We start from the raw sequence: 12,195 nt of genomic DNA on the forward strand, positions 1-12,195 counted from the left end.
GGTAGATAGGCTGTTGCTTTGCACTTGATCTGGCTTTTGATTCAACCACTCAGGTCGGCTTTCAGGCCGCCGTGCTCTGCTTTTGATCTTGCTTTTGATCTGAGGCGCCCCGTCAACCACGATGGCCGAACGCAGGCTTGAATCCGTGGGTAACCCGGCAGGACGCCGGGTTAGCCGCGCTGGGCCAAGGATGGCCCATCGCGGCGGCCCACGGATTCAAGCCGGAGTGAGGGCACACCGAGCCTAGGCGAGGTGCCGAGTGGTGGGGCACAGACCTTTTGGTTACTTTTGGGGCGTTTGCCAAAAGTGACCCGCTGTAAGAGCGGAACCATAATCAGCCGTTACCGCAGCAACGGATATGTACACCACCAAAAGACCGCCACAGCAGGCAAGCCAGCTCCCACAATTAATCGGCGTTGAAACTTACACCAACTCCCGCGCCAGAAACGGTGCAGTACGGCTGGCCTTGCTTTTGGCGACCTTCTGCGGCGTACCACGAGCCACCACCTTCCCGCCCAGATCCCCAGCCCCCGGCCCAATATCAATCACCCAGTCCCCCTGGGCCACCACGCGCATCTCATGCTCCACCACAACCACCGTGTGCCCCGCATCCACCAGATGATTAAGCTGACTCAGCAAACGGTCCACATCCCGTGGATGCAAACCCGTAGTCGGCTCATCCAACACATACAACGTCGCGCCTCTGGCATTACGTTGCAACTCGGTCGCCAACTTGATCCGCTGCGCCTCACCGCCGGACAGCTCGGTCGCCGGCTGCCCCAGACGCAGATACCCCAAACCGATATCCCGCAACACTTGCAACGAACGCAACACCCCAGGCTGCTCGGCAAACACCTCGACCGCCTGCTCCACCGTCAACTCCAGCACCTGGGCAATGCTCAAGCCTTGCCACTTGATCGCCAACGTTTCAGGGTTATAACGCGCCCCATGACACGTCGGACACGGCGCATACACACTGGGCATAAACAGCAACTCGACACTGACAAACCCTTCCCCCTCGCAATGGGGGCAACGGCCCTTGGCGACGTTGAACGAGAACTGCCCGGCATCGAAATGACGCTTCCTGGCCGCCGGCGTTGCCGCAAACAATTTGCGTACGTTATCGAACAACCCGGTGTAAGTCGCAAGGTTGGAACGCGGCGTGCGGCCGATGGGTTTCTGGTCCACCTGCACCAAACGTCGAATCTGTTCCAAACCGCTGCTGATCCGCCCGCCACTGCTTTGCGGGGCAGCGTCTTCAAGACTCGGTTCCTCGTCGCTTTCCAGCACACGTCCCAGCCCTGTCCCCACCAGTTCCAACAGTGCCTGGCTGACCAGGCTGGATTTGCCCGAACCGGAAATACCCGTCACCGCCGTAAAGCAACCCAGCGGGAAATCCACGCTCAGGTCCTTGAGGTTATTACGCGTCACGCCTTCAAGCTTCAGCCAGCCGGACGGCTCACGTCGCGTACGGCTGCAAGTGCGCCGCTCGGCGAACAAATACTCGCGCGTCTGCGACGCCTGCACATCCGCCAACCCGGCGGGCGGGCCGCTGTACAGCACTTGCCCGCCGTGCTCACCGGCAGCCGGGCCCACGTCGATCAGCCAGTCGGCGCGGCGCATGGTTTCCAGGTCATGTTCCACCACAAACAACGAATTGCCGGCGGCTTTCAAGCGTTCAAGCGCAGTGAACAATGCTTCGCCATCCGCCGGGTGCAGGCCCGCCGAGGGTTCGTCCAGCACATAGATCACGCCGAACAATTGCGAACCCAATTGGGTGGCCAGGCGCAGGCGCTGCAATTCCCCGGACGATAATGTGGGCGTGCTGCGCTCCAGGGACAGATAGCCCAGGCCTAGCTCGGTGAGGGCGCTGACCCGCTCCAGCAAGTCCTGGGCGATACGCTGGGCCGCCAGGCGTTTTTCCACCGACAGTTTCATCGTGTCCTGCCCCGCCGCCACCGGGCGCAGCAACTCGGCCAACTGCGCCAGCGACAGCTGCGACAGCGCGCCGATGTCCACCCCGGCAAACTTCACCGACAGCGCCGCCTTGTTCAAGCGCTTGCCCTCACACACCGGGCAGGCGCTGCCCTGCATAAACTGCGACACGCGCTTTTTCATCAGGGCGCTTTGGGTGTGGCTGAAGGTGTGCAGGATATAGCGCCGCGCGCCACTGAACGTGCCCTGGTAGCTGGGCTCCAGCTTGCGTTTCAGCGCGTCGCGGGTCTGCTGCGGGGTGAAGCCTGCGTACACCGGCACGGTCGGGGTTTCTTCGGTAAACAGAATCCAGTCGCGCTGCTTTTTCGGCAGGTCGCGCCACGGGATGTCCACGTCATAGCCCAGGGTCACAAGGATGTCGCGCAGGTTCTGCCCCTGCCACGCCAAGGGCCAGGACGCCACCGCACGCTGGCGAATGGTCAAGGACGGATCGGGCACCATCAGCGCCTCGGTCACCTCATACACGCGGCCCAAACCATGGCAGTGCGGGCAAGCGCCCTGAGGCAGGTTCGGCGAAAAGTCCTCGGCGTACAGCATCGCCTGCCCCGGCGGGTAGCTGCCGGCGCGCGAATACAGCATGCGGATCAAGCTCGACAAGGTGGTGACGCTGCCCACCGACGAGCGCGCACTCGGGGTGCCGCGCTGCTGTTGCAGGGCCACGGCCGGTGGCAGGCCTTCGATGGAGTCCACATCGGGCACGCCGACCTGATCGATCAAGCGCCGCGCATAGGGCGCCACCGATTCGAAATAGCGGCGCTGGGCCTCGGCATACACCGTGGAAAACGCCAGGGATGATTTGCCAGAACCCGATACGCCGGTAAACACCACCAGGGCATCCCGGGGAATGTCCACATCGACGTTACGCAGGTTGTGTTCGCGGGCGCCGCGCACACGCACAAAGCCTGGGCGCTGGGCAGTGATCGGGGGGATGTCGCGCTGTGACGTCATGGGCAACCTTGTCTGGCGGTGAGCACGCTGCGCACCCGTTGCGTGAGGGCTTCGGGGCTGTAGGGCTTGCTCAGCAGATGAATGTCGGGGCTCAGCAAATGCGTGCTGGAAAGAATGTCGCGGGTGTGGCCGGAAGTGAACAGCACCGCCACCGGCGGGTGCTGCAAGCGGGCCCAGTCGGCCAGGTCGGTGCTTTTGACCCGGCCGGGCATCACCACGTCGGTAAAGATCAGGTCCGGGCGCACGTCGTTTTGCAGGGCCTGCATGGCCCGGTCGCCGTCTTCGGCGGTCAGTACGGTGTAGCCCGATTGCTGCAGCAACTCGACCACGGTCAGGCGCACGCCTTCGTTGTCCTCGACCACCAGGATGGTTTCCTGGCCGCCGCTGTGAGTCGCCTGCTCGGTGTCGACCTCACCACATTCGGGTTCCAGGCTGTGGGGGAAATACATCTGCACCACCGAGCCTTTACCCTCCTCGCTCCACACCTCCACATGCCCGCCGCTTTGGCGCACAAAACCAAACACCATGCTCAAGCCCAGGCCGGTGCCGTGCCCTTCGAGCTTGGTGGTAAAAAACGGCTCGAACGCACGCTTGAGCACCTCCTGGGGCATGCCGACACCGGTGTCGGTCACCGCCAAACGCACGTATTCACCGGGCTTGATGCTTTTACCGATGCAATCGCCCGGGTTGAGGATGATATTTTCGCCGCTGATGCGAATCACGCCTTCGCCTTGCATGGCATCGCGGGCATTGATCGCCAGGTTGAGCAGCGCGTTTTCCAATTGGTTACGGTCGACATTGATGCACCAGGAGTCCTGGGGCAGTTGCACATCGATATGAATGGTCTCACCCAACGCCCGTTGCAGCAGTTCGCCTAAACCGGCGTAGATGCGTTGCGGGTTGTACACCGCTGGCGACAACGGCTGGCGACGCGCAAACGCCAACAGTTGCGAGGACAGCTTGGCGCCGCGCTCCACCGCCGCAATGGCCGCCGTGACCCGGCGCTGCACCTGGGGGTTGTCCGGCTCATTCCGGGCCAGCAGGTGCAGGTTGCCGGCGATCACTTGCAGCAGGTTATTGAAGTCATGGGCCACGCCGCCGGTCAGGCCGCCGATGGCTTCAAGCTTCTGGGATTGGCGCAACTGATCTTCGGCGGCGGAACGCGCTTGCACTTCGGCGGCGACGCGTTGCTCCAGGTTATGGGTGAGTTCCTGGCGCAGGCGCTCGGAATGCACGTGCTCGGTGGTTTCCACCACAATCGCCAACACCCCGGCTGGCTGCTGATTGTCCCCGGCGACGGGGCTGTAATAGAGGTCCAGCCACACGGTTTCCGGCTTGCCGTTACGCAACAACACCAGGTCTTTGTTGTTAAACGTCAAGGTGCCGCCCGCCAGGCAGGTGTCGACCACGTGGCGATTGAACTCGGCCACCTCCGGCCAGCCCAGCTCCACCGGCGTGCCGAGCAAGTACGGATGCCGACCGCCGGCAAACACCGAATAGCTGTCGTTGTAGATCATGTAGCCGGCCCGCCCCCACAGCATCACCATCGGCACGGGCGAGGCCAGCATCATCTGCACGTTGCAGGCCAGGCTGGCGCTCCAGGTGTCAATCGGGCCAAGATCCGTGGCGGACCAATCGAAAGCACGGATACGCTGGGCCATTTCACCGGACCAGCCTTCACAGCCATAGGGGTTGGATAAAAATTGCATCGGTTGGCTCTGTGCAAAGAGAGGGTATTTGCAACGTTTTGGAGCGCGCCAGCGCCGGATGGTTTCACTTGTTATAAGTTAGGAGGTAATGGCGACAAAAACCACTGCCCTCAATGAAAATCCCGGCTGCGCACATGAATGCCTTCCAGCAGCGGCGTCAGGTCGGTAAGACGCCCGGCAATCAGGTGCCGCACCTCGCCCACTGCCTCCCAGCGCCCGTCGACTTTGAGCAGCCGCGAGCCGACCAGCGCCAGGCGCTGGCGTTCTGCCAGGTCGCGCCACACCACCACATTGAGGTTGCCGAATTCATCTTCCAGCGTCACAAAGGTCACGCCGCTGGCGGTGCCAGGGCGCTGGCGCCCGGTCACCAGACCGGCGACGCTGACATTGCGCCCATGCTCCACCGCCATCAGCTCCAAAGAGCTGCGGCAGCGGCGTCTACGCAACTCATCACGCAGCAACGCCAGCGGGTGCGGGCCCAGGGTGGTGCCGACGGTGGCGTAGTCGGCCTGCAGGTCTTCACCAACCGTCGGCGCCGGCAATTGCACCGCCGCTTCGTCGGGGCTCGGCAGGCCCGCGAACAACCCCAGCTGTTTATGCACGCCTGCCACTTCCCAGCGTGCCCGGTGCCGGTTGCCCGCCAGCGCACGTAAGGCACCGGCATCCGCCAGCAACGCCTGGGCCCGCGCATCCAGGCCGGCGCGGTCGTCCAGGTCGGCAATGTCACTGAACACACGACGCTGGCGCGCCGCCTCGATGCGCCGTCCATCCTCCTCACGAAACCCCGAGATCATGCGCAACCCCAGGCGAATCGCCGGTTGCTGGCCGTCGACAGGCTCCAGGCTGCAATCCCAGTCACTGGCCAGCACATCCACCGGGCGGATCTGCAAGCGATGGCGCCGCGCATCCTGCAGGATCTGATCCGGGCTGTAGAAACCCATGGGCCAGCTGTTGATCAAGGCGCAGGCGAACGCCGCCGGTTCATGGCACTTGAGCCAGCAACTGGCGTAGGTCAGCAAGGCAAAACTGGCCGCATGGGACTCGGGGAAACCATAGCTGCCAAAGCCTTTGATCTGCTCGAAGATCTGCGCAGCAAATTCCTCGCTGTAGCCGTTCTTGAGCATGCCGGTGCGCAGGCGCTGCTGATGCGGTTCGAGGCCGCCATGGCGTTTCCACGCGGCCATGGAGCGGCGCAACTGGTCGGCTTCGCCGGGGCCATAGTCGGCGGCGACCATGGCGATCTGCATCACCTGTTCCTGGAACAGCGGTATACCCAAAGTACGTTCAAGGACGGCTTTGAGTTGAGGTGACGGATAAGTGGTGGGCTCTTCGTTATTCCGGCGCCGCAGGTACGGATGCACCATGCCGCCCTGGATCGGCCCAGGCCGCACAATCGCCACCTCGATCACCAGGTCGTAGAAATTCTTCGGTTTGAGCCTGGGCAGCATCGACATCTGTGCCCGCGACTCGATCTGGAACACGCCGATGGTGTCAGCCTTGCTGATCATTGCGTAGGTGGCCGGGTCTTCCTTGGGGATCGTCGCCAACGCCAGATCGCGGTTGCGATGGCGGCGCAGCAAGTCGAAGCAGCGACGGATCGCGCTGAGCATGCCCAACGCTAGGATATCCACCTTGAGCAGGCCGACAGCGTCGAGGTCGTCCTTGTCCCACTGGATAATGGTGCGCTCGGCCATGGCGGCATTTTCCACCGGCACCAGGGTGTCCAGCGGGTATTCGGAAATCACAAAGCCGCCAGGGTGCTGGGACAAGTGCCGGGGGAAGCCGATCAGTTGCTGAGTCAATGTCAGCACACGCCGCAGGATCGGGCTTTGCGGGTCGAAGCCGCCTTCGCGCAGGCGCGCAAGCGGCGGCGCATCTTCACTCCAGCGTCCGCAACAGTCGGCCAGCGCGTTGATCTGGTCCGGCGGCAAACCGAGGGCCTTGGCCACATCACGCACCGCGCCGGACGCGTGATAACTGCTGACCACTGCCGTCAAGGCCGCGCGGGTGCGGCCGTAGCGCTGGAATACGTACTGCAGCACCTCTTCACGGCGTTCATGTTCGAAGTCCACGTCGATATCCGGCGGTTCATTGCGCTCCCTGGACAGGAAACGCTCGAACAGCATGCTCGTCAGGCTCGGGTCGATTTCGGTGATGCCCAAGGCAAAACACACCGCCGAGTTGGCCGCCGAACCCCGGCCCTGGCACAGGATCGAACGGCTGCGGGCAAAGCGCACAATGTCATGCACCGTCAAAAAGTAGCTTTCGTAGCCCAGCTCGCTGATCAGCACCAGCTCCTTGTTGATCTGCTGCAAGGTCTTGGCGTCGACACCGTGGGGCCAGCGTTGAGCAATGCCTTCTTCAGTCACCGCGCGCAGCCAGGATTGGGCATCATGGCCTGCGGGCACCAGCTCGCGTGGGTAGTGGTAGCGCAACTGGCTGAGGTCAAAGGTGCAACGTTTCGCGATGGCCAGGGTTTCATCACGCAGCGCTTGCGGGTACAGCGCGGCCAACGCCTCGAGGCTGCGCAAATGCCGCTCGCCATTGGGGTGCAGGCGCGTGCCGGCTTCGGCCACCGGCACGTGATGGCGGATCGCGGTCATGGTGTCTTGCAAGGCGCGGCGACCCCGGGCGTGCATGTGCACATCGCCGCAAGCCACTGCCGGGATCTGCAGGCTGGCGGCCAGGGCCAGGCGCTGTTGCAAATGGCGCGCATCGTCCTGGCCGCAGTGCAGGTGCACCGCCAGCCAGAGGCGTTCGGCGAAGGTGTGTTGCAGCCATTGGAGGGTGGCCTGGGTGTCGCTGTCTTCGGCCACCCACAGCGCCAGCAGGCCGGGCATCGGTTGTTCGAAGTCGGCGTGCAGCAGGCGGTAACGGCCTTTTTCGGCGCGGCGGCGAGCCAGGGTAATCAGCCGGCACAGGTGTTGATAGCCGCTGAGGTCTTCGACCAGCAACACCAGTTTGGGGCCGTTTTCGATGCGCATCTCGCTGCCGATAATCAGCGGCAAACCCACCGCCTTCGCCGCCTGCCAGGCCCGCACGATGCCCGCCAAGGTGCATTCGTCGGTGATCGCCAGGGCGCTGTAGCCTTGGCGCTTGGCACGTTCGAACAGCTCCAGCGCACTGGACGCGCCGCGCTGGAAACTGAAATTGGACAGGCAATGCAGCTCGGCGTAGCTCATGCGAACCAGCCTTGCAGCCACAGCCCGTCGTTTTGCCCCACACAGCGATAGGCCCAGCCTTGCTGGCCGGCACGGGTGCGGATCAGGTAATAGTCGCGGCGGATATCGGCGCCGTCCCACCAGCCGGATTCAATACGTTCCGGGCCCATCAGGATCTGCACGCCCTGCTCGGCCAGCAAGGTCGGTTCAGTCAGCAACCAGCCGGGGCGCTGCACCTTGTGCAAGGTCGGGCACGCACGGCTGTCGGCGCTCGCCTGCCAGGCACATTCGGGGCGGTGGTCGGCGTGAAAGCGCAGGCTTTGGACGGCCTCATCGCCCAGCCGTGCGCGCAGGCGTTCGCGCAGTTGCTCCCAAGGCAAGGTTTGTTGCGGGCGATCGTCGAACAGGTCCTGGCGTTGCGGCACAAACACCGGCAGGTCCTGGGCCACCAGGCGAAAACCGCGCACCGGTGAGGTGACTTGCACCTGCTCCAGGCGGCCACGGGCCAGTTCGAACAGCATCGACGGTTCACGCTCGGCGCTGAGCAGTCCGACCTTGATCACGCTGTCGGGCGCCTGGGCGTGTTCCAGGTGCAAGTCGAAGCGCTGCACGCCACTGTCGCGCCCGCAGAGAAAGGCGGACAAATCACCGGTCAGGCGCCGTAACGGGAACAGCAACGCCTGGTGTGACTGCACGTCGAAATTCAGCTCGATGCGCACGTCGAACTGATCCGGCGGCTGGTAAAACGCCAGGGCCAGTGGGCGCTGCCCGCTCAGGGCATCCAGGTGCTTGAGCAAGCCGGCGTCAAAGCGCCGCGCCAGCGTATGCCGAGGCAACGCCTGCACCTGGGCCAGCGTACGCAAGCCCATACGCGACAAGGCCGTGGCCGCCTGCGGGTCAAGGCCGGCGCGGTCGATGGGCAGTGGCGCCAGGGCCTGCTGCAAGGCGTCCTCGCCGATCGCCAGGCCATCGTAGAGATTGGCCAGCACCCGCGCCGCCGCCGGGTTGGGCGCGGCGACGATACGGTGGCGAAAGCCCAATTCGCTCAACTCCTGACGCAAGCGCGCCTCGAACTGCGGCCACGGCCCGAACAGGCCCAGGCTTGACTCGATCTCAAACAGCAACGCACGCGGGTAATACACGCTGACCTGGGAGCTGAAACGGTAGGCCCAGGCGGCGAGGAACTGCTGCCAGCGCTCGATTTCGGCGGGGTCGTATTCGGCGCTGGCAAAGGTCTTGGCCAGGGCATGCGCGGCCGTCAGCGATTGACCAGGCCGCAGCCCCAAGGCCCGGGCAGCGGCATTGACGGTTTGCAGCACACGACGCTGCGGCGTGCCGGCCAGCAGTACCAAGGGTTGGTCCGGCTCGGGGTGCACACGCTGCACCCCGTCCAGCGCCAATTGCGGGAAGACAATACACACCCAGCGCATGGCAACCTCAGTGCCCCGCCAGTGCAATCGGCGCCGGGTGGGCCAAACCGCCCCGGCACTTGAGCACCCGCACTTGCGCAGGTTTTGCCTCGACGGCCAGGCGCAAAGCGGCGGGTGATGAATTGACCGCCTCGCTCAAAGCGCGCCAGGCAAACGCCAGGGTCTGGCCGGTCTCGGCCGCCACCTGCAAGCGCCGCAAGGCACGGTCATCGGCCTTGCGCGGCCAGCACAACACCGCGCCGCAACTGCCGGAACGCAGGCACTGCTCCACCGCCCACAACACGTCATGCGCCTCGGCCTGGATCACCGAAAGCTGGCGCAGATCCACCCCGGCATTCTGCCAGGCGTGGGGGTACGGCGTGTAAGGCGGCGCCACCAGCACAATGCGCTCGCCCGCCGTTGATAAGCGGGCCAGGGTGGGCAACACCAATTGCAACTCGCCAACGCCCTCCTTCGCCATCAGGATTTCACTCAGCGCCGACTCCGGCCAGCCGCCCGCGGGCAACACCGCGTCCAGCGCCGCCAGCCCAGTGGGGTGCACGCTGGCGGGTGGCGCGGCGGGCCGGCCTTTCCAGACGCGGCCGCCATTGAACAGCGTGTCCAGAGCAACGACCGCGCCCATCAACCTTGCCTCACCAGGCCGCAGAACACCCCTTCGATGGCCAGGTCCTGATCCGGCCCGACCACAATCGGTTGATACGCGGGGTTGCGTGGCAGCAGGCGCACCTGCTCGCCGTGGCGCTCAAAGCGTTTGATGGTGACTTCGCCGTCCAGGCGTGCCACCACGATCTGCCCGTTCAAGGCTTCGGCGCTGCGGCGCACGCCCACCAGATCACCGTCGAAGATGCCGTCTTCGATCATCGAATCGCCCTGAACACGCAGCAGGTAATCCGGGGTTTTGGCGAAAGTGGCAGGGTCGAGTTGCAGACGGTTGTGCACTTCGGCATCGGCGCCGATGGGCAGACCGGCGGCGACACGGCCGAGTACCGGCACGTCCAGCCACTCAGGGCGCGCCGGCTGGTTGAGCAGGCGGATGCCACGGGCCTGGTTGGGGTTGACCTCGATAAAGCCGGCTTCGGTCAAGGCCACCACATGTTTGCGTGCGACGCTGCGCGAGGCAAAACCGAACGCCTCGGCGATCTCGGCGAGGCTTGGAGGCTGGCCTTGTTGCGCGATGCGGTCGCGGATAAAGGTCAGGATGGCGGTACGGCGGGGGGTCAGGGTTGTCATGGAGTACATTTGTACTCTTGTGGGAAATTTCTGACAATAACCGGTAGTCGGGATGGGGTTGGGGTTGCGGTTGTCGCGGGGTTGCTGAGTACATATCCGTTGCTGCGGTAACGGCGGCTTATGGTTCCGCTCTTACAGCGGGTCACTTTTGCAAGGACGCAAAAGTAACCAAAAGGTCCTCGCCCCAACACTCGGTGCCTCGCTGTGGCTCGGCATGCCCGCAATCCGCCAGTGATTTGGGGGGCCGCCGCCACGCGCCATCCATGGCGCGGGGCGGCTAAACCGGCATCCCTGCCGGTTTACCCCCCAAATCACTGTCGGATTCCGGCCATCGTGTTTGACGGGGCGATTTCAGATCAAGATCAAGATCAAAAGCGCAGATCAAAAGACCGCTGACTTCGTCATCGAAAAGGATGTAAGAGCAACAGCAACAGCAACAGCAAAGCCATACCCGGTCAAAGGTGGGAGCTGGCTTGCCTGCGATGGCATCACCTGGGTGTACCTGACACACCGAGGTGTCTGCATCGCAGGCAAGCCAGCTCCCACAGAAAAGCAGCTCTTCAGTGCATGCAAATCTGCAGCCGACCTCATATTCAAAAATACATGCGGTCAACTGTGGGAGCGGGCTTGCTCGCGAATGCGGTAGGTCAGTGACAGATGAATTGACTGACCCACCGCATTCGCGAGCAAGCCCGCTCCCACATTTGGACCGAGTTGCATCAGGTAGAGAGGCTTTTGACTTGCACTTGATCTGGCTTTTGATTCAGCCACTCAGGTCGGCTTTCAGGCCGCCGTGCTCTGCTTTTGATCTGAGGCGCCCCGTCAACCACGATGGCCGAACGCAGGCTTGAATCCGTGGGTAACCCGGCAGGACGCCGGGTTAGCCGCGCTGGGCCAAGGATGGCCCATCGCGGCGGCCCACGGATTCAAGCCGGAGTGAGGGCACACCGAGCCAGAGCGAGGTGCCGAGTGGTGGGGCACAGACCTTTTGGTTACTTTTGGGGCGTTTGCCAAAAGTGACCCGCTGTAAGAGCGGAACCATAGGCCGCCGTTACCGCAGCAACGGATATGTACTCAATCAATCAACCCACCCACTCACCAACCCTCTTTAAGCATCCGCAATTCCAGATGCTGCAACAGCATGATGGTCTTGCCATCAACAATCTCCCCACTGCGCACCATCGCCAACGCCTGCTCAAACCCCAACTCCAACACTTCGATATCCTCACCCTCCTCCTCCAGCCCGCCCCCCGTACCAATCTGATCCGCCTGCGTATACTCACCGATAAAAAAGTGAATCCGCTCAGTCACCGACCCCGGACTCATAAACGCCGCATAGATTTTTTCCACATGCCCCACGCGATACCCGGTCTCTTCCTCAGCCTCCAGGCGAATACGTTCTTCAGGGCTGGCATTGTCCAGCAACCCGGCAGCCGTTTCGATCAAGTAGCCGGGGTAATCGTTGACAAACGTAGGCATGCGAAACTGCCGGATCAACAGCACCGTGCGCTGCTCACGGTTGTACAACAGGATGGTCGCGCCATTACCCCGGTCATACACCTCACGGGTCTGAGCCTGCCAGCTGCCATCCTGGCGGCGCAGGTCGAAGCTGTACTTTTTCAAGTTGTACCAGCTGTCTGAAAGGGTTTCTTCGGCGGTGATGCGAATAGGGCTGTTGTCCATGGTCGGGCCTTTGCTCATAGAAGCCGGGAGCATGTCGCG

Annotated in this window: 7 protein-coding genes; all 7 read right to left on the bottom strand. The window is 63.3% G+C overall.

The genetic code is table 11. The features are described from left to right. Nucleotides 1–423 precede the first annotated feature (423 nt). The 7 genes from uvrA to AOA59_RS26255 all read right to left on the bottom strand — a co-directional run bounded on the left by uvrA (nucleotide 424) and on the right by AOA59_RS26255 (nucleotide 12,156). Entirely contained in the window at nucleotides 424–2,943 is a 2,520-nt protein-coding gene (gene uvrA / locus AOA59_RS26215) for an excinuclease ABC subunit UvrA (protein ID WP_099489587.1), read from the bottom strand. Continuing rightward, nucleotides 2,940–4,652, bottom strand: coding sequence for an ATP-binding protein (locus AOA59_RS26220; protein WP_099489588.1), 1,713 nt, complete (start codon nucleotides 4,650–4,652; stop codon nucleotides 2,940–2,942). Before AOA59_RS26220 ends, uvrA begins: the two co-directional genes overlap by 4 nt. A gap of 110 nt (nucleotides 4,653–4,762) precedes the next feature. After that, nucleotides 4,763–7,834, bottom strand: coding sequence for an error-prone DNA polymerase (locus AOA59_RS26225; RefSeq protein ID WP_099489589.1), 3,072 nt, complete (start codon nucleotides 7,832–7,834; stop codon nucleotides 4,763–4,765). Beyond that, nucleotides 7,831–9,243 (bottom strand): DNA polymerase Y family protein, encoded by a 1,413-nt coding sequence (locus AOA59_RS26230; RefSeq protein WP_099489590.1) that lies wholly within the window; start codon nucleotides 9,241–9,243, stop codon nucleotides 7,831–7,833. Before AOA59_RS26230 ends, AOA59_RS26225 begins: the two co-directional genes overlap by 4 nt. 7 nt (nucleotides 9,244–9,250) lie before the next feature. Beyond that, on the bottom strand, nucleotides 9,251–9,865 hold the full coding sequence (gene imuA / locus AOA59_RS26235) for a translesion DNA synthesis-associated protein ImuA (protein WP_099489591.1): 615 nt from the start codon (nucleotides 9,863–9,865) through the stop codon (nucleotides 9,251–9,253). Further along, entirely contained in the window at nucleotides 9,865–10,482 is a 618-nt protein-coding gene (gene lexA / locus AOA59_RS26240; RefSeq protein WP_099489592.1) for a transcriptional repressor LexA, read from the bottom strand. The genes imuA and lexA overlap by 1 nt, the downstream gene beginning before the upstream one ends. 1,086 nt (nucleotides 10,483–11,568) lie before the next feature. Continuing rightward, nucleotides 11,569–12,156 (bottom strand): NUDIX domain-containing protein, encoded by a 588-nt coding sequence (locus tag AOA59_RS26255; RefSeq protein WP_099489615.1) that lies wholly within the window; start codon nucleotides 12,154–12,156, stop codon nucleotides 11,569–11,571. Nucleotides 12,157–12,195 lie beyond the last annotated feature (39 nt).

It is taken from the genome of Pseudomonas sp. 2822-15 (assembly GCF_002742515.1).
In the GTDB taxonomy this organism is placed as follows: Bacteria; Pseudomonadota; Gammaproteobacteria; order Pseudomonadales; family Pseudomonadaceae; genus Aquipseudomonas; species Aquipseudomonas salomonii.